Below are 23,751 nucleotides of genomic sequence, written 5' to 3'. Positions count from 1 at the left end.
CAGTTGACTGTGCGGCCCCGTCCGGCGTTCGGCGTTCGGGCCGGATCCATCCGGGCGGAGAGACCCTAGTCGGTGATGTAGTTCCGCAGTCCGGGGACGGTGAGTGTGCCGCCGAACTGGCCCGCCTGAAGGACCTCGACGTCCGTGAAGAACGCGAACGGGACATTGAGCGGCGGCGGGGTCTCCGGGCTGAACGTGATCGGGATCAGCCCGAACAGGTTGCCCTTCAACTCCTCGGTGTACATGGTGACCTGACCGTCGCGGATGGTCGACGTGGAGTCCGCCCGGCTCGCCACGTGCGCCGTACGGCCCTCGGGGTAGACGACCTTCTGGTGCAGGTCCTTGATGTCCACCTCGGACGCCGTGAACTTCAGGGCCTTCTTGATCTTTCCGCTGCCCGTCTTCACCTCGACGATGCCGTGGTAGTCGAGACCCCGCAGCGTGAGCATGGTGCTCTCCAGCTTCCACGGGTCGTCCGGCAACAGCGGTATGCCGGGCTCCAGTTCGGCGGCGGCGAGCGCCTCCGGGTCGGCCTCCGGGCAGGGGAAGCGCGGCTTGCCGTCGGCGCCCTCGGGAATGTCGTCGTCCTTGCGGGCGTCGAGTCCCTTCGCGTCGTCGTCCAGCTCCTCGACCTCCGCCCCGGCCTTGTCCGCGGCGTCCCTGATGGCGTCCTCGGTACGGTCGGACGTGTCCGAGCCGGGCTTGTCGGCGTCGGGCTCGTCCGACTCCGGCTCGTCCGGCTTCGGCTCGTCCGGCTTCGGGTCGGCCGGCTTGTCGGACTCGGGCTTGTCGGACTCGGGCTTGTCGGACTCCGGGTCGACCGGCTCGTCCGTCTCCTTGTCCTTGTCCGGTACGCCGAGAAGGTCACCCAGCGCGTCCCCCAGACCCAGCGGGTCCAGCGGGTCCCTGGACTCCGATTCGCTCGGCTCCGGCGCGGGCTCCTTGGGCGCGGCAGGCTTCCCGGCGTCGGACGCGGGCGGCGTCTCGCCGGGCGAGGGCTCGGGACCGTCGTCCCCGTCATCGCCCGCGGGCGGCTCCGGCCGGCCCGTGGAGTCCCCTGACGGACCCTCGGACGGCTCGCCGGACTCCTCTTCCGACGGCTTCTCGGACGGCGACGGCGAAGCCGACTCCTCCGGCGGCTCGTCGGAGCGCGTGACGCACGGACCCGGTGCGAACGGGATGTCCTTGGCGTCCTCGGCGAGCGCGAGCCGGGGCGTGAGCCCCATCCCGACGAACACCGCCGTCGGCATCGCGGCGAGCGCGAACGCCTTGCCGGCCGGGATCTGGAGCTTGGTCAGCAGCGACTTCCTGGGGGCGGCGTGGCGCGGGCCGCTTCTCTCGCGGGCCTGCCCGCCTCCGGCCGTCTCCGGCCGCGTGTCGTCACCCCGCACTGTTCCTCCCGCCGTTGGCATGGGCAGTCGTGTCCGTCAGCTTCGGGTCCCCGTCAGACGGGCCGGGGAGAAAAGGGTCGTCCCCGCCCCCGTCCGGGGTTCCGCGGTCGACGGCGCCGCCCGCTGGCTTGAACGTCTCCCGCCGTACGGCCGCGTGCTTGGCCGGCCGTCCGTCGCCGGAGGCGTCCGCGTGTTCCTCGTCGGCCGGCCCCGCCGGCCCGCCCGGTGCCCAGGAGATGGACAGCCCGCCGCCGATGAGGGCGAGCATCGCGCCGAGCATGAACCCGCCGAGGTTCGACACGGGTATCGAGACCAGTGCCAGCAGGATCGTGGCGACACCGGCGAACACCCGCACGATGCTCTGGAACCACATGGTCAGACCCAGGGTGGCGAGCAGGACACCGATGATCAGCGAGCCCGCGCCCGCGGTGGTGGCCATGGTCATCGTGAGATGGCCGATCTTGAGCTCGGCGTAGGGGAAGTAGGCGATCGGCACTCCGCTGAGGAGTGTCAACAGGCCCGCCCAGAACGGCCGAGTACCCCGCCAGGCGCGGAAGCGCAGCCGCCAGTACGTGAATCGGCCGCGGGGATCCGAAGACTCGGCGCTCATGGAAAACAGCTCCCTGGAACCGGTGTTGCTGAGAGAGATTGGGGAGTGGGCGGACGCGACCGCGTCATACGGGCGCGCCCGCCCCAGGGGGCGGAGTGCTCAGGACCCGGTCAGGGTCTAGTAGCACTCCTTGACGCCCTTGTGCAGCTTCAGGCTCAGATTGCTGAGCTCGAAGGTGCCGGCCGTGGTCGCCCAGGCCGTCTGCTTCACATTGGTCAGCGTCGCCTCTTCGGCGCGCTGCGCGAAGCCGAACGGGTTGACCTTCTTCTCGGTCCCCGGCTGGATCCTTGTGTCGCCGGCCGCCACACCGATGTCGATGTTCTTGAACTTGGCGTCGGCGTCGAGCTGGGCGACGTCCAGATACAGATTGGTCGCCTTGACCGGCTTCTGGCTGTTCGTGCCGGCGCGCAGCTCAAGACTGATGCTGCCGAAGATCGGGACGTCCGGTGTGACCACCGACTGGCACATGTTGCTGATCGTCGCCGAGCTGAAGCCGGAGACGGCCACCGGATGGGCGGTCTTGTTGCCCTTGAGATCGGTGCCGTCGGCGATGCTTCCGTACTGAACGAAGTCCTGGCCGACCAACTGGTCGGCCGAGACCTTGAAACTCTGCCCCGACACACTGAACGACGCGGCGAGCGCGCCCTGTGCGAGAGCGACACCTATCGCGGCCGTCGCGGCCACGCTCGGCACCATGACGACGGCGAACCGCTTCCATCTGGTCCCGCCACGTGCTTGGGACTCCATCACTTTCCTCCTTCTCGGACGTACATCTCCGGATCGGGCCTGAGCCCGTCCTGGGATGGGAGAAGTGCTACGTCCTCGGGAAGGAGAGCGCCCGTGCGTATCACGCGGAACGAGCCGCGTCAGAATCACCGACGATCACCCCCGAGCGACAACCACTGGACCACGCGCGTCGCGTGGCCGCCGGACAGGCCCCGCCGGTCGACGGGAACCCCCCTGTCCGTGGGTCGGCGCCACTGCTCCGCCGGCCCGCCCGGTGGGGTTCCAACTTGCGGTGGCCACGGCCGGACTGCCGCGCCGGTGCGTTGTTGGACCGAGCGTGGACGATCGTGGTGTATTCACGCTCGGGACACAAGGGGGTTCGTTACTGGCAAGTAATGAGGGGTTCACGGAGGAGCCACGGGGCGGCGCCGCGCGGGCACACAGGGTGCCCCAAATCGCCCCGACAGAACTCGCGAATTCTGCCAATAACCGGACAGACCAAGCAGGTTGATTTACTCGGAGTAACAGCGACCCCGCTTTACCAAGTTTTGGCAAAGCGGGGTCGTCGGTGTCGTCGAGTCGGCAAATCGGTACGTGCCCGTTCAGTGCCCGGAACGGACGCGGGACACGGTCAGAAAAGTACCCTGGCAAGTGCCGACCGGGCCGCGGTCACCCGGGGGTCGTCCGAGCCGATCACCTCGAAGAGTTCGAGCAGCCGCACCCGCGCCGCGTCCCGCTCCTCGCCCGCCGTGCGCCGTACGGCCTCGACCAACCGGCCGAAGGCGTCCTCCACATGGCCGCCGACCAGATCGAGGTCGGCCGCGGCGATCTGCGCGGGGACGTCGTCCGGCCGCTCCGCCGCCTCCTTGCGTACCTGCTGCGGGTCCATCCCCTTCACCCGGGCCAGGAGTTCGGCCTGGGCGAGCCCGAGCTTCGCCTCCGTGTTGCCGGGGTCGTCGGCGAGCACGTTCCGGTACGCCTGCGCGGCGCCGCCGAAGTCGTCGGCGTCCAGGGCGCGTACGGCGGCTTCGAGCAGCGCGTCGTAGGGACCCGCCTGCTCCACCGGCTCGGCCTGCTCCTCGTCGGCGCCGGCCTCCGCGTCGGCGTCGACCGTGATGCCGGTGAGACCGAAGCGCTGCTCGCCGACCTGGATCAACTGGTCGAGCGTCTCGCGGATCTGGATCTCGGGGGCCGCGCCCTGGAAAAGGGGCAGCGCCTGGCCGGCCACCACGGCGAAGACCGCGGGGATGCCCTGGATCTGGAACTGCTGCATCAACATCTGGTTGGCGTCGACATCGACCTTGGCGAGAACGAACCGGCCGTTGTACTCACGGGCCAGCCGCTCCAGCACGGGGCTGAGCTGCTTGCACGGCTCGCACCACTCGGCCCAGAAGTCGATGACGACCGGGACCTCGGAGGAGCGCTGGAGGACGTCGCGCTCGAAGCCCGCCTCGTCGACGTCGATCACCAGACTGGAGGGGGGTACGGCGCCGGTGTCGCCCCGACGGGCCGCCTCGGCGCGGGCCTGCTCGGCCTTGGCCTTGGCCTCACCGGCCGCCTTCACCGCGGCGAGATCGACGACGCCGCTCATGGACATGTTCCTAGGCTGCATGAGTACATCCTCCCCTCTCCGCGCGCGCAAGTGAAAAGCAATCGGACAGTTTGTACCGTCCACGCAGAACCGCGCCCGTCCCCGCGTTCCCCACCGGCCGGGGGGCGCACGGGCGGACACGGTCGTCACGCCTGAACGAGCCCCGCGCATGACCTGAACACGTACGGGGCAAGTCCCCCGTGGGGGACCTGGGTTCGGCACGGGGTCCCCACCCCGCGCCAGTGGTCGTCGCTCAAGAACCGCCAGGGAAGAAACGGTCTTTCGCTACGGGTCGTAGCGTAACCGGAAGCCGCCCCGTCCGTGTGAGATTCATCCGGTGAACTGACTCACAGCGAACTCCCTACCGGCGGGTATGGTCGCGGGCATGCTGAGTCGCCGCCACGACAACCCCACCCGTTCCGGCCGCCCCCGCAGCGCCGCGGCCGACACCGCGATCCTGCTGGCGACGCGGGCGGCACTGGTGGAACTGGGCTGGTCCAAGCTGTCGATGGGCGACGTCGCGGCACGCGCGGGCGTCGCGAAGACCACGCTGTACCGGCGCTGGGCGAGCAAGAACGAGCTGGTGGTCGACGCGGTGGCCGTCATCTTCGACGAGATCGAGATCCGCGACCGGGGCAGCCTCACGGCCGACATCGAGGGTGTCGTGCTGCAGTTCGCCGCCCTGCTGGAGCGCCCGGAGACCAAGACGGCGCTGATGGCGGTGGTCGCCGAGTCGACGCGGGACGACGCGCTGCGGGACCGGATCCGTACGGCGATCGTGGACCGGCAGAAGGGGCTGGTGGTCAAGGGGCGCGAACGGGCCCAGGCCCGCGGCGAGTTGGCGTACGAGGACGACCCCGAGGTGGCGGCCCGCAACGCCGACCTGATCTTCGACGTGATCGCGGGCGCGGTGGTGCACCGGACGCTGGTGAGCGCGGAGCCGGTGGACGAGGAGTGGGCGCGCGGTTTCACGCTGCTGCTGGTGACGGGGCTGGGCGCGATCCAGGGGTCGTGAGCCGGCGGCCCTTGACCTCAAGCGGACTTGGGCTTCTAGCGTCGTGGGCGTACCGATTTCCGCCCAACGGAGGACGCCGTCATGACCGTTCAGGAGTACACCACCGAGCAACTGGCCACCCAGCCCATCGGCTACTGGAGCGGCGCGACGATGCGCCATGTCGTCGGCGGCATCCGCGCGGAGCTGGCCGTCGAGCACCTCACCCAGCCGCACTGGTGGACGCTCAACCAGGTCGCGGGCGCCCCCGGCGCGTGGGGCCGCGCCCGGCTGACCGACCAACTCGCGCCCTTCGACGACCAGGACACCGACTTCGAGGCCGTGTACGGCGATCTGATCGCCCGCGGCTGGCTGACCGAGCGATCCGGCACGTTCGTCCTCACGGAGGCGGGAGAGGCCGGCCGGCTGCGCGCCAAGGCGCGGCTGACCGCGGTGAACGAGCGGGTGCACCAGGGCATCACGCCGCGGGAGTACGCCGCGGCGCTGAACGTCCTGCGCCGCATGATCGACAACCTGGGCGGCGACAGCGACCTGCCACGGACGACGCCGCGCGCCGACCGCTGAGACAGGGCCTGGGGCCGGGCGGCTCTCAGAAGCCGGGCGGCTCCGTGTACGTGCCCCACTCGTCCCGCAGCACCCCGCAGATCTCGCCCAGCGTCGCCTCCGCGCGGACGGCCTCCAGCATCGGCCCGATCATGTTCGACCCGTCGCGCGCGGAGGCCAGCATCGCGTCCAGCGCCGTACGCACACGGGCGTCGTCGCGGCCGGCCTTGCGGTCCGCCAGCTCGGCCACCTGGTCACGCTCGACCTCGTGGCTGACCCGCAGGATCTCCAAGTCGCCGGTGACCGAACCGTGGTGGACGTTGACGCCGACGACGCGCTTCTCGCCCTTCTCCAGCGCGCGCTGGTACCGGAAAGCGGACTCGGCGATCTCGCCGGTGAACCAGCCGTCCTCGATACCGCGCAGGATGCCGGAGGTGATCGGGCCGATGGGGTGCCGCCCGTCGGGGTGCGCCCGCAGGCCGCGCTCCTTGATCTGCTCGAAGATCTTCTCCGCGTCGGCCTCGATGCGGTCCGTGAGCTGCTCGACGTACCAGGAACCGCCCAGCGGGTCGGCGACGTTGGCGACGCCGGTCTCCTCCATCAGCACCTGCTGCGTACGGAGCGCGATCTCGGCGGCCTGCTCGCTGGGGAGCGCCAGGGTCTCGTCCAGGGCGTTGGTGTGCAGCGAGTTCGTGCCGCCGAGGATCGCCGACAGGGCCTCGACGGCGGTCCGTACGACGTTGTTGTACGGCTGCTGCGCGGTGAGCGAGACACCCGCCGTCTGGGTGTGGAAGCGCAGCCACTGCGCCTTGTCGGTCTTCGCGCCGTACTCCTCCTTCATCCAGCGCGCCCAGATCCGGCGCGCGGCGCGGAACTTGGCGATCTCCTCGAAGAAGTCGAGGTGGGCGTCGAAGAAGAAGGAGAGACCGGGGGCGAAGACGTCGACGTCCATGCCGCGCGAGAGCCCCAGCTCCACGTAGCCGAAGCCGTCGGCGAGGGTGTACGCCAGCTCCTGCGCGGCCGTGGCCCCGGCCTCGCGGATGTGGTAGCCGGAGACGGAGAGGGGCTTGTACGCGGGGATGGACGCCGCGCAGTGCTCCATCAGGTCGCCGATCAGCCGCAGATGGGGCTCGGGCTGGAAGAGCCACTCCTTCTGCGCGATGTACTCCTTGAAGATGTCGGTCTGGAGCGTGCCGTTCAGCACGGCGGGGTCGATGCCCTGGCGCTCGGCGGCGACGAGATACATGCAGAAGACCGGGACGGCGGGGCCGCTGATGGTCATGGACGTCGTGACGTCGCCGAGCGGCAGGTCGCCGAACAGGACCTCCATGTCGGCGGCGGAGTCGATCGCGACGCCGCAGTGGCCGACCTCGCCCAGTGAGCGCGGGTCGTCGGAGTCGCGGCCCATGAGGGTCGGCATGTCGAAGGCGACGGAGAGGCCGCCGCCGCCGTTGGCGAGGATGGTCTTGTAGCGCTCGTTGGTCTGGCGCGCGTTGCCGAAGCCGGCGAACTGGCGGATCGTCCACGTACGGCCCCGGTAGCCGGTCGCGTGCAGCCCGCGGGTGAAGGGGTACTCACCCGGCCAGCCGATCCGCTCGAAGCCCTCGTAGCGGTCGCCGGGGCGCGGTCCGTAGACCGGGTCGACGGGGTCGCCGGAGAGGGTGCTGAAGTCGGCGTCGCGCTTGCGGGCCTTGTCGTAACGGGCCTGCCAGCGCTGGCGGCCTTCCTCGATGGCTGCGGTGTCGGCGTGCGCGTGAGCGTCCATGCTCCGAATTTACTAGGACGTCCTAGTAAATGTCGAACGCTGACCGCCGCGAGTTTCCTCACGGCGGTGAAAGCGTGGGGCCTCAGGCCTCGACGGGGGCGGTCTCGTCCCGGACGATCAACGGCTGGATCTCGCGGGTGATCTTCGGTTCGACGAAGAACGAGGCGACCGGGATACAGCCGGCGGCCAGCACCCACAGGAGCTTGCCGAAGGGCCACTTCGCCTTGGAGCCCAGGTCGAAGGCGAAGACGACGTAGACGATGAAGAGCAGACCGTGGATCTGGGAGATCACCATGGTGTCGCCGGTGTCGAAGCCGTACTTCAGCACGATGGCGACGGTGAAGACCAGCAGCCAGACGGCGGTGATGTACGCCATGACCCGGTAGCGGGTCAGGATGCTCTGTTTCATGGCCACGAGCGTATCGCCCCGAAAAATCCCCGCGGACGGCGGGGCTCAGGTCTCGTCGAAATCCTGGGCGGAGACGCGCAGCGGGCGCAGCATCGCGAAGATCTCGGCGCACTCCTCCGCGTCGTACGTCCCGAGGCCGAACTCCATCGCCATCAGGTCGCGGGTCGCGGCCTCCACGACCTCGCGGCCCTTGTCGGTGATGGAGGCGAGGGTGCCGCGGCCGTCGTTGGGGTTGGGGCGCTTGTCGACCAGGCCGGACCTGACCAGACGGTCCACGGTGTTGGTGACGGACGTCGGGTGGACCATCAGCCGCTCGCCGATCTTGGACATGGGCAGCTCACCGGCCTTGGAGAAGGTGAGCAGCACCAGTGCCTCGTAGCGGGCGAAAGTCAGTCCGTACGGCTTGACGACCGCGTCGACCTCGGCGAGCAGGATCTGGTGGGCGCGCATGATCGAGGTGATCGCGCCCATCGACGGAACGGGGCCCCAGCGCTGCTGCCAGAGCTCGTCGGCTCGGGCGATGGGATCGAAGGCGAGGCTGAGCGGCTTGGACACGTCAACGACCTTACCGAGTGCTTATTCGGCGGTCTGCCCCCGCTCCCGTTTTCCGGGGCCGGTCCGGCGGACCCCGCACACGAGAAGCGGGCAGACGGTCCCGATCGGACCGGACCCGGCGACGACCTGACGCACGGGCAGGAACTCGGCGGCGAGACCGGCCGGCGGCCGACGGGAGCACGATCCGCGGGCGGGTGCGGGGGCCGAGGGTGGAGCCCGCGACGGACCCGCCGGGACCACCGCGCTCGCGCACCGGCCGGGCCTCCCGCCGTCCTCCGTGTCCGCGCGTCCGCCGGTGCCGCGCGACGCGGGGCTGCTGACGTCGCGGCGCCACTCGCACCAGGTGCTGTACGAGCGGGCACCGCCCGGGATCGCGCCGGCGGTGTCGTAACACCACAGAGCGTGACCGTTATGTCACGATTGCCCGGTCCTGTGCTTCTCCAGTCGTTCAAGGGGGCTGGATGTCCAGCCGCACACCGCACAGCATCGCCGCCACCGTCGCTCTCGCGCTCGCTCTGGCGCTCGCCGGCTGCTCCTCCGGCCCCGGCACCACCCGCGGCGAGACCGGCGCCCCCGCCGTACGGGGCGAGGCCGCCCCCACCGCCGGTTCGCCGTTCTGGGTGGACCCGCGGAGCGACGCCGCGCGACAGGTCGAGGAGTGGCAGGCCCAGGGCCGTACCGACGACGCCAAGGTCCTCAGGCGGATCTCCGAGCGCCCCGTCGCCGACTGGCCCGCCGGTGACGACCCCGTGCCCGAGATCCGCAGGGCCGTACGGGGCGCCGCCGGGAAGCGCACGGTGGTTCTCGTCGCGTACAACATCCCGCACCGCGACTGCGGCCTCTACTCGGCCGGCGGCGCCGCCGACGGCCGGTCCTACCTCGACTGGATCAACTCCTTCGCCGACGCCATCGGCGACGCCCGCGCCCTGGTGATCCTGGAGCCGGACGCCGTCTCCCACCTCGTGGACGGCTGCACCCCCGCCGAGCACCACGGGGAGCGCAGCCGGCTGCTGGCGGAGGCGATCGACCGGCTGAAGCAGCAGCCGGGCACCAAGGTCTATCTGGACGCGGGCAACCCGGCCTGGATCAAGGAGCCGGCCAAGATCGCCGAGCCGCTGCGCACGGCGGGTGTCGCCAAGGCGGACGGCTTCTCGCTCAACGTCTCCAACTTCCAGACGGACGAGGCCGTGAAAGCCTTCGGCACCCGGCTGTCCGGGCTCCTCGACGGCGCCCACTTCACCGTCGACACCAGCCGCAACGGCGAAGGCCCCCTCCCCGGTGAGCGGGAGGAGGCATGGTGCAACCCGCCGGGCAGGTCGCTCGGTACGCCGCCGACCGCCGAGACCGGTGACGCCCTGGTCGACGCGTATCTGTGGATCAAGCGGCCCGGCGACTCGGACGGACCCTGCCGGGGCGGCCCGTCCGCCGGCACATGGTGGCCGGACTACGCACTCGGACTCGCCCGCCGCGCGGGCACGTAGAACCCGGGACCCGGGCCTACTTCACCTGGATCCACTTCGCCTCCGAGGACACCCCCGCCGTGTCCGTCACGAACAGCATGTACCAGCCCGGCGGCACCAGCGTCGGGTCCGACGGCACGTCCACCGTCACCGAACCGCCCCGCTTCGTCATCCCGAGGTCGATCGAGCGCTGCTCCACGTCCGTGCTGTGCGTGACGGCGCTCGGCCGCATCAGCCGCGCCGTCGCCAGCCGCCGCGGGTCGTCCGTACGGAACGTGGCCCGCCCGTTCTGGTCCAGCTCCGCCGGCCCCTCCCCCAGCACCGGCCGCCGCTTCGCGCGGTCGCCTTCCAAGGAGGGCGGCGTGAAGATCTCCACCCGCTGCTCGAACGTGCCGAGTTTCGTGTTGTCGGCGTCGTCGAAGAGCGGGTCGGAGCCGAAGGTCGCCACCCGCCCGTCGGGCAGCAGCAGCGCCTCGGAGTGGTAGTTGCGGCCCACCGTCGGGTCGGCCGCCTTCCGGAAGGTGTTGCTCTTCGGGTCGTAGAACTGCGCCTTGAGGATGTCGGACGCGCTCCGCCCCCGGTAGTCGGACGAACCGCCGCTCGTGAAGACCGTGTCGTCCGGCATGATCACGCTGCTCAGATAGCGCGTCCCCTGCGGCAGGTCCGGCCCGGCCCGGAAGGCCGGGCTGTCCTCCTTCAGGTCCACGATCGCCGTCCGGGCCGTCGACTTCGACGACTCACCGACCCCGCCGCCGCCCAGGACCATCACCTTCTGGTCCTGCGCCGGCGGCAGCACCAGCGACGCCGAGGTCTCCGTCTCGTCGAGCCGGGTGAGCCCGTCGACCTTCGTGAAGATGTTCTTCTTCAGGTCCCACAGACCCGGCTGCCGGCCCGCCGTGGCGGGGCCGTACCCCGCGTTCGACCCCGAGTAGAAGACCTTGCCGCCCTTCGTGAGGAAGAGCGCGGGATACGTCGGGAAGTAGCGCGTCGGGCCCTTGGACCACTTCTTGGACTTGGGGTCGTAGATCTCGTTGTCCCCGGTGAGCACCGCGCCGACGTCGTCCAGACCCGAGACGGCGAGCACCCGGCCGTCCTCAAGGGTGACCAGCGTCGGGTACCAGCGGGCCTCCTTCATGGGGTCGACCGGGATGTACCTCTCGGCCACCGGGTCGAACTCGTAGGCCGCCTTGATGCCCTGGAAGTCCTGCTTCTCCGTGGTCAGCTTCTGCGCCAGGCCGTAGTAGTTGTCCGCGTCCTTGCCCTTGAGGCCGACGATCTCGTACTGCGCGGCCTCCGTCGTCAGCGCCCGCGGACCCTTGTCCACGGCCTCCACGAAGACCCGGGCCTCGCCCGCCGTGACCTTGGTCTTCCAGGGCAGCATCCGGCCGCTCTTGGCGTACGAGATCTTGAAGTCCCGCTTCGCCCTGGGCACGGTGACGTCGAACTTGGTCGCGTACTCGACACCCGACGGCGACCGGAAGCGGGTGCCCTTCTTGAAGGTCCGCGCCCGGTCCGGGTTCTCGTTCTTCACCCGCATCCCGCCGCCCGCCCGGTCGACCTCCCCGTCGAGGACCTCGTAGCGCGCGGTGCCGCCCGCCACCAGCAGCCGCCCGTCGGGCAGTTGGGAGTGGCCGGAGCAGAAGAAGTCCTCGGGGGTGGGGATCTTCTTGTACGAGTTGTCCGCCGGGTCCCACAGCACGGTGTCGAAGGTGCCCGCGTCGAACTTCTCCTGGCTGTTGCCCGACCCGGCGATGAGCAGCACCTTGCCGGTGTGCAGCAGCGCGGCGTGGATCGCGTTGGTGCGGTACTCCTCGGGGACGTCGAGCACCTCCCAGGAGCCGTACCGCGCCTTGTAGCCGGGCTGCGCGATCTCGTACGCGTGGTACTTGTCCGTCGCGAAGGAGATGGCCGCCGGCGCGTTGAGCGACATCAGCACCACCACCGCTCCGCCACCGAGCAGCGTCTTCTTGAACCTGTGCGAGGGCCGGTAGGCCATGACTCAGTTCCCTCCTGTCGTCGTCGTGGCGAGTGCCGGCTCCGGCTGCTCCGGACCGTCCTCCGTGGCCTGCACGGGGATCCGTGCCCCGTCGCGGCGGACGCGCAGGGTGGTCCAGCTCCAGACGGCGACCGGGGCGAGCGAGATGACCAGGGCCAGTACGGCCCAGGTGCGCATCGCGGCGTGGGTGTGGCCGAAGTACACGGACGCCGCGAGTGACGTCGTCAGCACGGCGGCCCAGAACAGATGCAGCCGGAAGGTCAGTGGCCGGTCGGCGCTGGTCTCACCCCCCTTGGGGGTGACCACGAACCGGCCCCTGGTTCGCAGCAAAGCCGAGCCCAGCGACTGGAGGTAGATCGGCGCGCAGAGCGCCGACATGGCCATGCCGGCCAGCCCGCCGGAGCCGCGGGGCTCGTGCGGCGAGACGTTGTGGCGCCGGTTCCAGAGGTAGAGGCCGATCTGGAAGGCGGCGGCGTCGCTGTAGAGCATCAGCCAGAGCGAGGACGACACCTGGGTGCCGGACGCGCCGAGCCAGAGGAACAGGACGCAGCTGAGGATGCCGAGGAACCAGTTGATGGCGGTCATCGGGTAGTAGACGAGCATCAGCGTGTAGCTGAGGAGCCGGCCGGGCGGCACCCGGAACAGCGCCTTGCCGTACTGCTTGAGGATCGTCTCGTACGTGCCCCGCGACCAGCGCAGCTGCTGGGTGAAGAAGTCGGTCCAGGAGGCGGGGCCCTCGCCGACGGCGAGGACGTCGGGCGTGTAGACGGACCGCCAGAACCGGCCGGTCAGCGGGTTCTTCCTGCGGTGCAGTTCGAAGCCGGTGGCCATGTCCTCGGTGATGGAGTCGTACAGGCCGCCGACCTGCTTGAGGGCGCTGATGCGTACGACGTTGTTGGTGCCGACGAACATGGGCGCGTGGTAGCGGTTGCCGGCCCGCTGGATCAGCGCGTGGAAGAGGAACTGCTGGGACTCGGCCGCCTTGGTGACCGCCGAGTCGTAGTTGCCGTACACCTGGGGTCCGACGACGAAGGCGACGTCGGGGTCGCGGAAGAAGCCCAGCATCCTCTCCAGGAAGTTGGGCAGCGGCACGTGGTCGGTGTCGACGGAGGCGAAGAAGTCGTAGTCGTCGCCGTACATCGCGAGCCAGGCGTTGTAGTTGCCGTGCTTGGTCCGGGTCTTGTGGACGCCCTTCCGGCGGTTCCACTCCGGCACCCCGAGGCGGCTGAAGTGACGCACCCCCAGTTCCCGGCAGAGCAGCCGGGCGGCCGGGTCGTCGCCCTCGTCGAGGAGCCAGACGTCGAGGGGGCCGCGGTGGCGCAGCCGTGACGCTCCTTCGAGGGTGGCCCGCAGCATGGCGAGCGGTTCCTTGCCGGGGACGTACGTGGTGAGGAAGGCGACGCGGGTGCCGACCTCGGCGACGACCGGGACGGGGTCGCGGGCGACGAGCGTCGCGTGTGCGATGGAGGCGACGTTGACCAGCATGAAGAAGGCGATGAGGCCGATCGACACGAGCATCACGGTGTCGAAGGCGACCAGCCAGCGGGCGCCGCCCTCGCGTTCGGTCCAGTGCGTGGGCCAGATCAGATAGACCAGCAGCACTCCGGAGAGGAGCGGGGCCATGACCATCAGCACGACGGCGCGCACGCGGTGGGGCTCCTGCGCGAGGAGACTGCGGTACCGCACCCGGTAGGCGCCCGTCCGGTCCGGCTCCGTCAGCGGACCGGCGAGGCAGCTGTGGGTGTCGTAGTCGTAGCCGTCCGGCCGCACGGTGCCTCCAGCAACTCCAGCGATGTGGCGAGGTCGATATCCTCAGAAAAGTGGATATACCTCGGCGTGTCGACTGGAGTCGTCCGTGCGAGTGGCGGTAAGGGGCGCCGAAGCGGCGCATTCGGGGCCGGATCTGACGGGGTGCCGGGCGGCGCGGGAGGGGGCCGGCGGGACATGACGAGGCGCCGGCGCGCGGGCGATGCCGGCCGGGCGACCTGACGGCGGGCCAGGACCAGGAGAGAGCCGGACCGCGCCTGACGGCGGGCGCGGGACGGGAGTACGGCGGGAAGCGCCGGCCGGCGCCCGGCGCCGCCTGCTCGGGCCGACCGGCCGCGCTCCGCAGAGCGCCTGCCCGCCTGCCGTCAGCCGTCAGCCGGCGAGGTGCCTTTCCAGGGTCTCGACCTTCGAGTGGAGGCCGTCGGTGACCCCGGGCCGGATGTCGGCCTTCAGGACCAGCGAGACGCGCGGCGCCCGTGCCTCGACGGCGGCGACCGCGCGCCCGACCACGTCCATCACCTCGTCCCACTCGCCTTCCACGGAGGTGAACATGGCGTCGGTGTGGTTCGGCAGCCCGGACTCGCGTACGACGCGGACGGCGTCGGCGACGTACTCGCCCACGTCCTCACCCACCCCGAGCGGTGTGATGGAGAAAGCGACGATCATGCGCTGACCGTACCCTCGCGGCGGGCGCGCGAGGCGATGACCTCGTCCTCGGCCTCACGCTTGAGCTTGCGCTCGGCGAAGAAACCACCGGTCGGCAGGACCGACAGCACGAAGTAGAGGGCGGCGGTGCCCAGCGACCACTTGGCGCGCTTCCAGGCGTCCAGCCAGAAGATCACGTACAGGACGAAGAGCAGCCCGTGGATCGCGCCCATCACCGGGACGGCGTTGAAGTCCGTCGTGCGCTTGAGCACGGAGCAGACGAGCAGCAGCAGGAACGACACGGCCTCCGGCGCCGATACCAGGCGGAGACGGTGGAGGGATGAGGCGGTCTTGATGTCCACGAGGCAGGCACCTTCGTCGTCGGGGGGAGGCGTCGTGATCGTCGCCGGGCGAACACCGTGCGCGTGATCATCTTGTGAACGCGCGCACAAGCGACGTCTCATTGTGGCACCAGGCTTTGCCCGCTTTTTATCCGGGTCCGGATATCTTCTGCCTGTGGCTCAGTTCCGACTCCAAGGCAGCAAGGTGCTCGCCGTCGACATGGCGGGCGACTCCGTGCGGGCGAAGAACGGCTCGATGGTCGCCTACGACGGCCGGATGGCGTTCAAGAAGTTGTCCGGTGGCGGTGAGGGCATACGGGGCATGGTGACCCGGCGCCTCACCGGCGAACAGCTGGTCATGATGGAGGTGAAGGGCGAGGGCACCTGCTTCTTCGCGGACCGCGCGAGCGAGATCAGTCTCGTGTCGCTGCACGGCGACAAGCTGTACGTGGAGGCGAGCAATCTCCTGTGCACGGACGGCGGCCTGCGCACCGGCACCAGCTTCACCGGTCTGCGCGGCGGCGCGAGCGGCAACGGTCTGTTCACGACGACTGTCGAGGGCACGGGCATGGCCGCGATCATGTCGGACGGTGTGGCCGTCGTCCTGCGGGTGACACCCCAGTACCCGCTCTCCGTCGACCCCGGCGCGTACGTGGCACACCAGGGCAACCTCCAGCAGAACCTCCAGTCCGGGGTGAACTTCCGGACCATCATGGGCGAGGGCGGCGGCGAGGCCTTCCAGATGCGCTTCGAGGGCGACGGGCTCGTGTACGTACAGCCGAGCGAGCGCAACACCGTCGGGGGCGATGTCTGATGCCGTTCCGGGAGATCAACTCGAAGATGGTCGAGGCGACGGTGGCGCCCGGCCAGAAGATGTTCAGCCAGCGCGGCGCGATGCTCGCGTACCGGGGCGACGTCACGTTCACCCCGAACATGGCGGGCGGCCAGGGCGGCCTGATGTCGATGATCGGCCGGCGCGTGGCGGGCGAGGCGACCCCGCTGATGACGGTCGAAGGCAGCGGCACCGTGATGTTCGGCCACGGCGGGCACCACATCCAGGTGATCGGGCTGACCGGCGACACCCTGTACGTGGAGGCCGACCGGCTGCTCGCGTTCGACGGGACGCTGGAGCAGGGCACGATGTTCATGGGCGCGCAGGGCGGCGTGATGGGCATGGTGCGCGGCCAGGTGACCGGCCAGGGCCTGTTCACCACGACACTCAAGGGCCACGGCGCGGTCGCCGTGATGGCGCACGGCGGGATCATCGAGCTGCCGATCGGCCAGGGCCGTACGGTCCATGTCGACCCGCAGGCGTACGTGGCCCACCACGGGGACGTACGGAACAAGCTCTCCACCGCCGTCGGCTGGCGCGACATGGTGGGGCGGGGCTCGGGCGAGGCGTTCCAGCTGGAGCTGAGCGGCAACGGTGCGGTGTACGTCCAGGCGTCGGAGGAGAAGCTGTGAGCGCGCCCGTGATTCATGACCCGACGACGCTGCCGAGCGACGACAACGTCAACGCGTACACCTTCTGCGTGGAGTTGAAGGGGAGCCAGTGGTTCCTCCAGAAGGGCAAGATGATCGCCTACTACGGGCGCATCGACTTCAACGGCATCGGCCACGGCCGGCTCGACCGGCTGGTGCGCAGCAGTTTCCACTCACCGCTGCACGCGGCCGACTGGGTGGTGGCGGAGGGCAGCGGCAAGATGCTGCTCGCCGACCGCGCCTTCGACGTCAACTCCTTCGACCTGGAGAACGGCAATCTGACCGTCCGCTCCGGGAATCTGCTGGCGTACGAGCCGTCCCTGGCGCTCAAGCAGTCGATCGTGCCGGGCTTCCTGACCCTGATCGGTACGGGGAAGTTCGTGGCCGCGTCGAACGGTCCGGTGGTCTTCATGGAGCCGCCGCTCCGGGTGGATCCGCAGGCGCTGGTGGGCTGGGCCGACTGTCCGTCGCCGTGCCACCACTACGACCACGCCTATATGACGGGGATCATGGGCGGGCTGCGGGCGATGAGCGGGCTCGGCGGGTCGTCGGGCGAGGAGCATCAGTTCGAGTTCGTCGGGGCGGGCACGGTGCTGCTCCAGTCGAGCGAGGCGCTGATGGCCGAGACGGCGCGCGGCGTGGTGCCGAACGAGCCCGGCGTACCCGGCGGCGGACAGCCCGCGGGGCAGCCGGGCGGCGGTGTGCCGCGGATGCCGGGACAGCTGGGCGATCTCCAGCGCCGCTTCGGGCTGTGAGCGGTAGTCTGCGGAGTGTGACCTCGAACGTGTGCGCCTTTTCTGTGCCCGGGGTCACACTCGCCGACTTCGTCCAATTTTCAACATCTTAGGTAGAATTCATATATGGAGACCGAGACGGCCACCCGCTGGCTGAACGACGCGGAGCAGTGCACCTGGCGCACCCACCTGGATGTCAGCAGGCTGCTGATGCATCAGCTGGAGAAGGACCTCCAGCCGTTCGGGCTGACCAACAACGACTACGAGATCCTGGTCAACCTCTCCGAGGCCGAGGACAGGCGTCTGCGGATGAGCGACCTCGCCGCCGCCACGCTCCAGTCCAAGAGCCGTCTCTCGCACCAGATCACCCGGCTGGAGACGGCGGGCCTGGTCCGCCGTGAGAACTGCGAGTCCGACCGCCGCGGCCTCTTCGCCGTCCTCACCGATCAGGGCATGGAGACGATGCAGCGCGTCGCCCCGCACCACGTCGCCTCCGTACGGAAGCACTTCTTCGACCTGCTGCCGCCCGAGGCGCTCACCGCGCTGAGCCAGTCACTCACGCCGGTCGCCGAGCACCTGCGCGGGCGCCGCGCCAAGAGCTGACGCACCGGCGGGGACCGGCCGCTCCGGATCCCGGCCGGCGGCGGGCAGGCGCAGCTCGAACAGCGCGCCGCCCGCCTCGGCCCGGCCGACGTCCAGCGTGCCGCCGTGCCGGTGCGCCACGTCGCGGGCGATGGCGAGACCCAGCCCCGCGCCGCCGTCGTCCCTGCTGCGGGCGTCGTCGAGCCGTACGAACCGCTCGAAGATCCGCTCCCGCTCCTCCTCCGGCACCCCCGACCCGTCGTCGGAGACCGCGAGCACCACCTGGCCGCCCTCGCGGCGCACCGTGACCCGTACCTCGCCCGCCGCGTGCCGCTGGGCGTTGTCCAGCAGATTGCCCAGCACCCGCGCCAACTGACCGCGCGAGCCCGTCACTTCGGCGCTGCCCCCGACGTCCGGCGTCACCGGGATCCGGTCGGTCGACCGCTGCGAGACCTCCTCGCGCACCAGCGCGACCAGATCCAGCCGCTTGCGCCCGGCCTGCTCCCCCGCGTCCAGCCGGGCGAGCAGCAGCAGGTCGGCGGCGAGCTGCTGGAGCCGTACGGTGTCGGCCACCGCGCCCGGCACGTCCAGCAACTCCGGGTGCGCCTCGCCCACTTCGAGCTGCGTGCGGAGCGAGGCGATGGGACTGCGCAGTTCGTGCGAGGCGTCGGCGACGAAGCGCCGCTGGCGGTCGACGGAGGCTTCGAGCGCGGTCAGCGTCTCATTGGTCGTACGGGCCAGCTTGGCGACCTCGTCGTAGGTGCCCGGCTCGGGCACCCGCCTGGTCAGATCCTCGGAGGCGGTGATGGCCGCCATCTCGCGCCGGATGCCCTCCACGGGCCGCAGCGCGCGCCGGGTGACCAGCCAGGTCACGCCGCCGACGACGATCAGCAGGGCGGGTACGCCGATGGCCATCGCGACGGTGGTCGCGCGGACCGCGCTCTGCTGCGAGGCGAGCGAGGCGCCCGTGAAGACGGTGTACGGGCCGCCCGCGAGGTCGTTGACGCGGCGCTCGGCGAAGACGTAGTCCACGGTCCTGCCGTCGACGGTCGCGGTTCCGGTGTGGTGCTTCACGTCCACGGTGACCGTTCCGTCCACCGGCTCGCCCGGAGCCGGGCTGTCGTCGTCGCTGTCGTCCCCGCTGTCGTCGTCACCGCCGCTGTCGTCATCGTCGTCGTCACCGGTCGGGGTGGGCGTGGGGGTGGGAGTGGGGGTCGGCGCCGTCGTGGGCGCGGGCGACGCGGGTTTCACGGCGGACACCCCGGTGCCGGTGATCTTCTCCAGGTCCTCACTCGCCCTGAGCAGCCGGCCCTTCGCGTCGGTCACCTGGGTCGGGTGGTCCTCGCTCCCCTCCAGATCCAGTTTGCCGACGGGCACCTGTCTCGCGATCTGCTGGGCGACCTCGTTGGAGAACTGGTCGGCCTGCCCTTCCGCCTGGCCGGTCAGGTTCGAGCTGAGCGCGAACAGCAGGGCGATCGCGGCGGCCACCAGTGCCACGGCCACCACGGCGGTCGCGGCGAGCGCGGCCCGGGACCGTACGGAGGAGAAGGGACGGCGTCTCATACGGCCACCAGCCGGTACCCGGCGCCGCGCACCGTCTGGATCGTCGTGGGGCCGAGCTTGCGGCGCAGCGCGCTGATGTAGACCTCGATGATGTTGGGGTCGCCGTCGTACGCGAAGTCCCAGACGTGCTCCAGGATCTCGGGCTTGCCGACGATCTGGCCGGCGCGGACCGCGAGTTGTTCGAGGACCGCGAACTCCTTGGCGGTGAGGGTGACTTCGGTGTCCTCGCGGTGGACCCGGCGGGTCGCGGTGTCGACGGTGAGGGTGCCGATGCGCAGGACGGGCGAGGCCCCGGCGGAACCCCGGCGGCGCAGCAGCGCCTTGACCCGTGCGACGAGCACCACGTACGAGAACGGCTTGGTCAGATAGTCGTCGGCGCCGGTGTCCAGGCCCTCCGCCTCGTCGTACTCGCCGTCCTTGGCCGTCAGCATCAGGATCGGTACGTCGTTGCCGGCGGCGCGCAGGGCGGCGCAGACGCGGTAGCCGTTCATGCCGGGCAGCATGATGTCGAGCACGATCAGGTCGTACGCGCCCTCACCCGCCAGATGCAGCCCTTCGAGGCCGTCGTGCACGACGTCCACGGCGAAGCCCTCGGCCCGCAGGCCTCTGGCCAGGGACACCGCGAGCCGCTTCTCGTCCTCAACAATCAACAGGCGCATGAGCACAGCCTCCCAAAACGAACCTGAAGAAACCTTCAGGTGGCTTCAGGCTGCCTTCAGCTTCCCTCAGCCAGATTGAGGTCAAGCGAAACGGCCCGACGGGGAGGAACCCTCATGAAGCGCAATCTTGTCATCGCCAGCATCACCGCCGCCGCTCTGATCGGCGCCGGCACGTACACCACGGTCGCCCTGGCAGCCACCGACAACGGCGGGGACACCGCGCCGAAGACGGTCTCCTCGGCGTCGCTGGTGAACGGTGCGGGGGCCACGGACGACAACCGCGACGACGACGCCGACGACGGCTTCAACGACGACAGGGACGACAGGGACGACGTCAACGGGAACGGCAACGGCAAGGACGACACCAAGGCCCCGGCGGCGGGCTCGAAGGTCACCGCCGAGCAGGCCGCGGCCGCCGCGCTGAAGCAGCACGCGGGCAAGGTGGCGTCCGTCGACCTGGACGACGACGGTGACGACGACGACGGCTCGTCCGCCGGCCGTCACTGGGAGGTCGACATCTTCGGCCAGGACGGCAAGTGGTACGACCTGCGGGTCGACGCCGCCACCGGCACGGTCCGCGCGGACAACGACAACGACGACGACAGCGACGACGACCGGGGCGAGCGTGCCGCGGTGCGCGGCGCGAAGGTGGACGCCCGGGGAGCGGCGGCGGCCGCGCTCAAGAAGCACCCCGGCGCCGTGACGTCGATCGACGCGGACGACGACGACCGGAAGGCCGACCACTGGGAGGTGACGGTGCGGGGCGAGGACGGCCGTTCGCACGCGGTGACGGTCGACATGTCCTCCGGCGCGGTGGCGGCGGACCGGGACGACGACAGCGACGACCGGGACGACCGCGCGGACGACCGCGATGACCGGGACGACGACCACGGCGACGACGACGGCCGGGACGACGACGGTCACGACGACCGCGGTGACGACGACGGCGACGACGACTGACCTCCCGCGTACGGCACCCGACGCCCCGCCCCGCGCGGGGCGTCCGTCGAGCAGCCGGTGGCAGAGGACCGATCCCCCCTCCTCTGCCACCGGCACTTCGCGTCACCGGTCCCGCCGCCGGGCGGGCCCGGCGGCACGGGCCCCGCGCTACCCGCCCGTCAGGCCCGCCACCAGTTCGTCCGCCGCCGCGTACGGGTCCAGTTCGCCCGCGACGATCCGCTGCGCCAGCGCGCCCAGGCGGCGGTCGCCGCGCAGGTCGTCGATGCGTTCGCGGAGCGCCGTGACGGCGATGGTCTCGACCTCGCGGGCCGCGCGGCGGGCCCGTCGTTCGGCGAGGACGTCGTGCTTCTCCAGCCACGCGCGGTGTTTCTCCAGCGCCTCGACGACCTCGTCGATGCCCTCGTTCCGCGCCGCCACGGTCTTGACGATCGGCGGGCGCCAGTCGCCGGGGCCTCGGGCCTCCCCGAGGCCGAGCATGTGGTTCAGCTCGCGGGCGGTCGCGTCGGCGCCGTCCCGGTCCGCCTTGTTGACGACGTAGATGTCACCGATCTCCAGGATCCCGGCCTTGGCCGCCTGGATGCCGTCCCCCATACCGGGCGCGAGCAGCACCACCGAGGTGTCCGCCTGCGAGGCGATCTCCACCTCCGACTGCCCGACCCCGACGGTCTCCACCAGGATCACGTCGCAGCCGGCCGCGTCGAGCACCCGGATCGCCTGCGGCGCCGCCCAGGCGAGCCCGCCGAGATGGCCGCGGGTCGCCATGGAGCGGATGTAGACGCCGGGATCCGACGCGTGGTCGGACATCCGGACCCGGTCGCCCAGCAGCGCTCCCCCGGAGAAGGGGGACGACGGGTCGACGGCCAGGACGCCGACGCGCTTGCCCGCCTTCCGGTACGCGGACACCAGGGCGGACGTCGAGGTCGACTTGCCGACACCGGGCGACCCGGTGAGCCCGACGACGTACGCGCCGCCCGCCAGCGGCGCCAGCGCGGCCATCACCTCGCGCAGTTGCGGCGACGCCCCTTCGACCAGCGAGATCAACCGGGCCACCGCCCTGGGCCGGCCCTCCCGGGCCTGGGCCACCAGCTGGGGGACGTCCACCGTCATCCGTACCGCGCTCCGTTCCTGGTTGCTGAAGGGGAAAGAGGGACCTACGCCTTCGGCACCCGTACGATCAGGGCGTCGCCCTGTCCGCCGCCGCCGCACAGGGCCGCCGCACCGACCCCGCCGCCGCGCCGCCGCAGTTCGAGCGCCAGGTGCAGCACCAGCCGGGCGCCGGACATGCCGATCGGGTGGCCGAGCGCGATGGCACCGCCGTTCACGTTCACCCTTTCAGGGGACACGCCCAGCTCCTTGGTCGACTGGACGGCGACCGCGGCGAACGCCTCGTTCATCTCGATCAGGTCCAGGTCCTCGACGGCGATGCCCTCCTTCTTCAGGGCGTGCCGGATCGCGTTGGCGGGCTGCGACTGGAGCGAGTTGTCCGGCCCCGCCACGTTGCCGTGCGCGCCGATCTCCGCGATCCACTCCAGACCCAGCTCCTGCGCCTTGGCCTTGCTCATGACCACCACGGCCGCCGCGCCGTCGGAGATCTGCGACGAGGAGCCCGCCGTGATGGTGCCGTCCTTGGCGAAGGCGGGCCGCAGCCTGCCCAGGGACTCGGCGGTGGTCTCGGGGCGGATGCCCTCGTCCTGGTCGAAGACCACCGGGTCGCCCTTGCGCTGCGGGATCTCGACGGGTGTGATCTCGGCCTGGAAGACACCGTTCTTCTGCGCGGCGGCGGCCCGCTGGTGGGAGGCCGCCGCGACCTCGTCCTGCTCCGGCCTGGCGATGGCGAGGCGGGTGTTGTGCTTCTCCGTGGAGGCGCCCATCGCGATGGACTCGAAGGGGTCGGTCAGACCGTCGTGCGCCATGGCGTCCAGCATCTCGATCGCGCCGTACTTGTAGCCCTCGCGGGACTTCGGCAGCAGATGCGGCGCGTTGGTCATGGACTCCTGGCCGCCGGCGACCACGACGTCGAACTCGCCCGCGCGGATCAGCTGGTCGGCCAGCGCGATCGCGTCGAGGCCGGAGAGGCAGACCTTGTTGATCGTCAGCGCGGGGACGTTCATCGGGATGCCGGCCTTGACCGCGGCCTGGCGTGCCGGGATCTGCCCCGCCCCGGCCTGGAGCACCTGCCCCATGATCACGTACTGCACCTGCTCGCCCGTGACGCCGGCCCGCTCCAGCGCGGCCTTGATGGCGAAGCCGCCGAGATCGGCGCCGGAGAAGGACTTCAGCGATCCGAGCAGCCTGCCCATGGGCGTACGGGCACCCGCGACGATGACGGAAGTGGTGGTGTTCGAATCCGGCATGAGATGCGACCCCTTTGCCTGAGGATTGAGGGTTAACGAGGGTTCACCAAATGTACTGAGCGCACAGGTCCCGGGTCACCCGGCCGCGAGTGTGACAGCGCGCACGTTGCGTAACCGCGCGGTAGGCGCTGCACTATGCGGATGCTGACGCGAATCGACCACATCGGAATCGCCTGTCACGATCTCGACGCGACCGTCGAGTTCTACCGGGCCACCTACGGCTTCGAGGTCTTCCACACCGAGATCAACGAGGAGCAGGGCGTACGGGAGGCCATGCTCAAGATCAACGAGACGTCGGACGGCGGGGCCTCCTACCTGCAGCTCCTCGAACCGATCCGGGAGGACTCGGCCGTGGGCAAGTGGCTGGCCAAGAACGGCGAGGGCGTGCACCACATCGCCTTCGGCACCGCCGACGTCGACGGCGACTCGGAGGCCATCAGGGAGAAGGGAGTACGGGTGCTGTACGAGGAGCCGCGCACCGGCTCGATGGGCTCGCGCATCACGTTCCTCCACCCCAAGGACTGCCACGGCGTCCTGACGGAACTCGTCACCTCCGCCGCGAAGCCTTCGGAGCACTGACCCGAACGATTCCCGGCCCGGTAGAGT

The 23,751-nt window shown here is 70.4% G+C and carries 24 protein-coding genes; 9 read left to right on the top strand and 15 right to left on the bottom strand.

What is annotated here, in order from left to right:
* Positions 1-65 precede the first annotated feature (65 nt).
* The 4 genes from ACFUN8_RS23320 to ACFUN8_RS23305 form a co-directional block, all read right to left on the bottom strand.
* Positions 66-1,391, bottom strand: a complete 1,326-nt coding sequence (locus ACFUN8_RS23320) for a hypothetical protein (protein WP_383640813.1) — start codon at positions 1,389-1,391, stop codon at positions 66-68.
* Positions 1,381-2,001, bottom strand: coding sequence for a DUF6114 domain-containing protein (locus ACFUN8_RS23315; RefSeq protein WP_383640810.1), 621 nt, complete (start codon positions 1,999-2,001; stop codon positions 1,381-1,383). The genes ACFUN8_RS23320 and ACFUN8_RS23315 overlap by 11 nt, the downstream gene beginning before the upstream one ends.
* 117 nt (positions 2,002-2,118) lie before the next feature.
* A complete protein-coding gene (locus tag ACFUN8_RS23310; protein ID WP_382567065.1) occupies positions 2,119-2,748 on the bottom strand; it encodes a DUF6230 family protein in 630 nt (209 codons plus the stop codon).
* A 610-nt stretch (positions 2,749-3,358) separates the two neighbouring features.
* Positions 3,359-4,339 carry a tetratricopeptide repeat protein gene (locus ACFUN8_RS23305; RefSeq protein ID WP_383640806.1) on the bottom strand — a complete coding sequence of 327 codons (981 nt, stop codon included), beginning with the start codon at positions 4,337-4,339 and terminating at the stop codon, positions 3,359-3,361.
* A gap of 364 nt (positions 4,340-4,703) precedes the next feature.
* On the opposite strand from ACFUN8_RS23305, the gene ACFUN8_RS23300 reads away from it, so the two are divergent.
* Together ACFUN8_RS23300 and ACFUN8_RS23295 are read left to right on the top strand one after the other, a co-directional pair.
* On the top strand, positions 4,704-5,333 hold the full coding sequence (locus ACFUN8_RS23300) for a TetR/AcrR family transcriptional regulator (RefSeq protein WP_383640803.1): 630 nt from the start codon (positions 4,704-4,706) through the stop codon (positions 5,331-5,333).
* Between the two features lie 81 nt (positions 5,334-5,414).
* On the top strand, positions 5,415-5,894 hold the full coding sequence (locus ACFUN8_RS23295; RefSeq protein WP_383640800.1) for a MarR family transcriptional regulator: 480 nt from the start codon (positions 5,415-5,417) through the stop codon (positions 5,892-5,894).
* Positions 5,895-5,919: 25 nt separating this feature from the next.
* On the opposite strand, the gene ACFUN8_RS23290 is transcribed toward ACFUN8_RS23295, so the two are convergent.
* The 3 genes from ACFUN8_RS23290 to ACFUN8_RS23280 form a co-directional block, all read right to left on the bottom strand.
* Positions 5,920-7,638 carry a methylmalonyl-CoA mutase gene (locus ACFUN8_RS23290; RefSeq protein ID WP_383640797.1) on the bottom strand — a complete coding sequence of 573 codons (1,719 nt, stop codon included), beginning with the start codon at positions 7,636-7,638 and terminating at the stop codon, positions 5,920-5,922.
* Between the two features lie 82 nt (positions 7,639-7,720).
* Positions 7,721-8,047, bottom strand: a complete 327-nt coding sequence (locus ACFUN8_RS23285) for a DUF3817 domain-containing protein (RefSeq protein WP_356588177.1) — start codon at positions 8,045-8,047, stop codon at positions 7,721-7,723.
* 45 nt (positions 8,048-8,092) lie between these two features.
* A complete protein-coding gene (locus ACFUN8_RS23280) occupies positions 8,093-8,602 on the bottom strand; it encodes a MarR family winged helix-turn-helix transcriptional regulator (protein ID WP_383640794.1) in 510 nt (169 codons plus the stop codon).
* Between the two features lie 461 nt (positions 8,603-9,063).
* On the opposite strand from ACFUN8_RS23280, the gene ACFUN8_RS23275 reads away from it, so the two are divergent.
* Positions 9,064-10,083, top strand: coding sequence for a glycoside hydrolase family 6 protein (locus ACFUN8_RS23275; protein ID WP_383640791.1), 1,020 nt, complete (start codon positions 9,064-9,066; stop codon positions 10,081-10,083).
* 16 nt (positions 10,084-10,099) lie between these two features.
* Here the strand turns inward: ACFUN8_RS23275 and ACFUN8_RS23270 are convergent, their stop codons facing one another.
* The 4 genes from ACFUN8_RS23270 to ACFUN8_RS23255 form a co-directional block, all read right to left on the bottom strand.
* Positions 10,100-12,058 (bottom strand): galactose oxidase-like domain-containing protein, encoded by a 1,959-nt coding sequence (locus ACFUN8_RS23270; RefSeq protein ID WP_383640788.1) that lies wholly within the window; start codon positions 12,056-12,058, stop codon positions 10,100-10,102.
* A gap of 3 nt (positions 12,059-12,061) precedes the next feature.
* On the bottom strand, positions 12,062-13,828 hold the full coding sequence (locus ACFUN8_RS23265; RefSeq protein ID WP_383640786.1) for a glycosyltransferase family 2 protein: 1,767 nt from the start codon (positions 13,826-13,828) through the stop codon (positions 12,062-12,064).
* A 369-nt stretch (positions 13,829-14,197) separates the two neighbouring features.
* Positions 14,198-14,491: an MTH1187 family thiamine-binding protein gene (locus ACFUN8_RS23260; protein WP_383640783.1), complete on the bottom strand. Its 294-nt coding sequence runs from the start codon at positions 14,489-14,491 to the stop codon at positions 14,198-14,200.
* Positions 14,488-14,832, bottom strand: a complete 345-nt coding sequence (locus tag ACFUN8_RS23255; protein ID WP_382567085.1) for a DUF3817 domain-containing protein — start codon at positions 14,830-14,832, stop codon at positions 14,488-14,490. Before ACFUN8_RS23255 ends, ACFUN8_RS23260 begins: the two co-directional genes overlap by 4 nt.
* Before the next feature lie 154 nt (positions 14,833-14,986).
* Here ACFUN8_RS23255 and ACFUN8_RS23250 point away from each other — a divergent pair, with 154 nt between their 5' ends.
* From ACFUN8_RS23250 to ACFUN8_RS23235, 4 genes are all read left to right on the top strand, one after another.
* Positions 14,987-15,625 carry an AIM24 family protein gene (locus ACFUN8_RS23250; protein ID WP_383640780.1) on the top strand — a complete coding sequence of 213 codons (639 nt, stop codon included), beginning with the start codon at positions 14,987-14,989 and terminating at the stop codon, positions 15,623-15,625.
* Positions 15,625-16,275, top strand: a complete 651-nt coding sequence (locus ACFUN8_RS23245; protein WP_383640778.1) for an AIM24 family protein — start codon at positions 15,625-15,627, stop codon at positions 16,273-16,275. The genes ACFUN8_RS23250 and ACFUN8_RS23245 overlap by 1 nt, the downstream gene beginning before the upstream one ends.
* Complete coding sequence (locus tag ACFUN8_RS23240; protein WP_383640775.1) at positions 16,272-17,048, top strand: AIM24 family protein; 777 nt, start codon at positions 16,272-16,274, stop codon at positions 17,046-17,048. The genes ACFUN8_RS23245 and ACFUN8_RS23240 overlap by 4 nt, the downstream gene beginning before the upstream one ends.
* A 105-nt stretch (positions 17,049-17,153) precedes the next feature.
* Positions 17,154-17,630: a MarR family winged helix-turn-helix transcriptional regulator gene (locus tag ACFUN8_RS23235; protein ID WP_383640773.1), complete on the top strand. Its 477-nt coding sequence runs from the start codon at positions 17,154-17,156 to the stop codon at positions 17,628-17,630.
* Here ACFUN8_RS23235 and ACFUN8_RS23230 read toward each other — a convergent pair.
* Together ACFUN8_RS23230 and ACFUN8_RS23225 are read right to left on the bottom strand one after the other, a co-directional pair.
* Positions 17,580-19,172: an ATP-binding protein gene (locus tag ACFUN8_RS23230; protein WP_383640770.1), complete on the bottom strand. Its 1,593-nt coding sequence runs from the start codon at positions 19,170-19,172 to the stop codon at positions 17,580-17,582. The two genes, ACFUN8_RS23235 and ACFUN8_RS23230, sit on opposite strands and share 51 nt — an antisense overlap.
* Positions 19,169-19,831, bottom strand: a complete 663-nt coding sequence (locus ACFUN8_RS23225; RefSeq protein WP_382567096.1) for a response regulator transcription factor — start codon at positions 19,829-19,831, stop codon at positions 19,169-19,171. Before ACFUN8_RS23225 ends, ACFUN8_RS23230 begins: the two co-directional genes overlap by 4 nt.
* Positions 19,832-19,945: 114 nt before the next feature.
* Here ACFUN8_RS23225 and ACFUN8_RS23220 point away from each other — a divergent pair, with 114 nt between their 5' ends.
* Positions 19,946-20,791, top strand: a complete 846-nt coding sequence (locus tag ACFUN8_RS23220) for a PepSY domain-containing protein (RefSeq protein WP_383640767.1) — start codon at positions 19,946-19,948, stop codon at positions 20,789-20,791.
* Positions 20,792-20,938: 147 nt separating this feature from the next.
* On the opposite strand, the gene meaB is transcribed toward ACFUN8_RS23220, so the two are convergent.
* The gene (gene meaB, locus ACFUN8_RS23215) at positions 20,939-21,898 is read right to left on the bottom strand and encodes a methylmalonyl Co-A mutase-associated GTPase MeaB (RefSeq protein WP_383640764.1); all 960 of its coding nucleotides are present in this window, start codon (positions 21,896-21,898) and stop codon (positions 20,939-20,941) included.
* Between the two features lie 44 nt (positions 21,899-21,942).
* The gene (locus ACFUN8_RS23210) at positions 21,943-23,145 is read right to left on the bottom strand and encodes an acetyl-CoA C-acetyltransferase (protein ID WP_383640761.1); all 1,203 of its coding nucleotides are present in this window, start codon (positions 23,143-23,145) and stop codon (positions 21,943-21,945) included.
* Between the two features lie 141 nt (positions 23,146-23,286).
* Here ACFUN8_RS23210 and mce point away from each other — a divergent pair, with 141 nt between their 5' ends.
* A complete protein-coding gene (gene mce / locus ACFUN8_RS23205; protein WP_383640758.1) occupies positions 23,287-23,724 on the top strand; it encodes a methylmalonyl-CoA epimerase in 438 nt (145 codons plus the stop codon).
* Positions 23,725-23,751 lie beyond the last annotated feature (27 nt).

Origin of the sequence: Streptomyces sp. NPDC057307, from assembly GCF_042667665.1 — a bacterium.
Taxonomy (GTDB): Bacteria; Actinomycetota; Actinomycetes; order Streptomycetales; family Streptomycetaceae; genus Streptomyces.
The sequence above is the reverse complement of the archived record's forward strand: the minus strand, read 5'-3'. Positions and strand labels throughout refer to the sequence as shown.

Bases quoted from the DNA above. Each gene is read 5' to 3' on its own strand.
- ACFUN8_RS23295 (WP_383640800.1), top strand. From the start codon at position 5,415: ATGACCGTTCAGGAGTACACCACCGAGCAACTGGCCACCCAGCCCATC.
- ACFUN8_RS23225 (WP_382567096.1), bottom strand. From the start codon at position 19,831: ATGCGCCTGTTGATTGTTGAGGACGAGAAGCGGCTCGCGGTGTCCCTG.
- ACFUN8_RS23245 (WP_383640778.1), top strand. From the start codon at position 15,625: ATGCCGTTCCGGGAGATCAACTCGAAGATGGTCGAGGCGACGGTGGCG.
- ACFUN8_RS23220 (WP_383640767.1), top strand. From the start codon at position 19,946: ATGAAGCGCAATCTTGTCATCGCCAGCATCACCGCCGCCGCTCTGATC.
- ACFUN8_RS23235 (WP_383640773.1), top strand. From the start codon at position 17,154: ATGGAGACCGAGACGGCCACCCGCTGGCTGAACGACGCGGAGCAGTGC.
- meaB (WP_383640764.1), bottom strand. From the start codon at position 21,898: ATGACGGTGGACGTCCCCCAGCTGGTGGCCCAGGCCCGGGAGGGCCGG.
- ACFUN8_RS23260 (WP_383640783.1), bottom strand. From the start codon at position 14,491: ATGATCGTCGCTTTCTCCATCACACCGCTCGGGGTGGGTGAGGACGTG.
- ACFUN8_RS23315 (WP_383640810.1), bottom strand. From the start codon at position 2,001: ATGAGCGCCGAGTCTTCGGATCCCCGCGGCCGATTCACGTACTGGCGG.
- ACFUN8_RS23300 (WP_383640803.1), top strand. From the start codon at position 4,704: ATGCTGAGTCGCCGCCACGACAACCCCACCCGTTCCGGCCGCCCCCGC.
- mce (WP_383640758.1), top strand. From the start codon at position 23,287: ATGCTGACGCGAATCGACCACATCGGAATCGCCTGTCACGATCTCGAC.
- ACFUN8_RS23210 (WP_383640761.1), bottom strand. From the start codon at position 23,145: ATGCCGGATTCGAACACCACCACTTCCGTCATCGTCGCGGGTGCCCGT.
- ACFUN8_RS23270 (WP_383640788.1), bottom strand. From the start codon at position 12,058: ATGGCCTACCGGCCCTCGCACAGGTTCAAGAAGACGCTGCTCGGTGGC.
- ACFUN8_RS23285 (WP_356588177.1), bottom strand. From the start codon at position 8,047: ATGAAACAGAGCATCCTGACCCGCTACCGGGTCATGGCGTACATCACC.
- ACFUN8_RS23290 (WP_383640797.1), bottom strand. From the start codon at position 7,638: ATGGACGCTCACGCGCACGCCGACACCGCAGCCATCGAGGAAGGCCGC.
- ACFUN8_RS23275 (WP_383640791.1), top strand. From the start codon at position 9,064: ATGTCCAGCCGCACACCGCACAGCATCGCCGCCACCGTCGCTCTCGCG.
- ACFUN8_RS23230 (WP_383640770.1), bottom strand. From the start codon at position 19,172: ATGAGACGCCGTCCCTTCTCCTCCGTACGGTCCCGGGCCGCGCTCGCC.
- ACFUN8_RS23310 (WP_382567065.1), bottom strand. From the start codon at position 2,748: ATGGAGTCCCAAGCACGTGGCGGGACCAGATGGAAGCGGTTCGCCGTC.
- ACFUN8_RS23305 (WP_383640806.1), bottom strand. From the start codon at position 4,339: ATGCAGCCTAGGAACATGTCCATGAGCGGCGTCGTCGATCTCGCCGCG.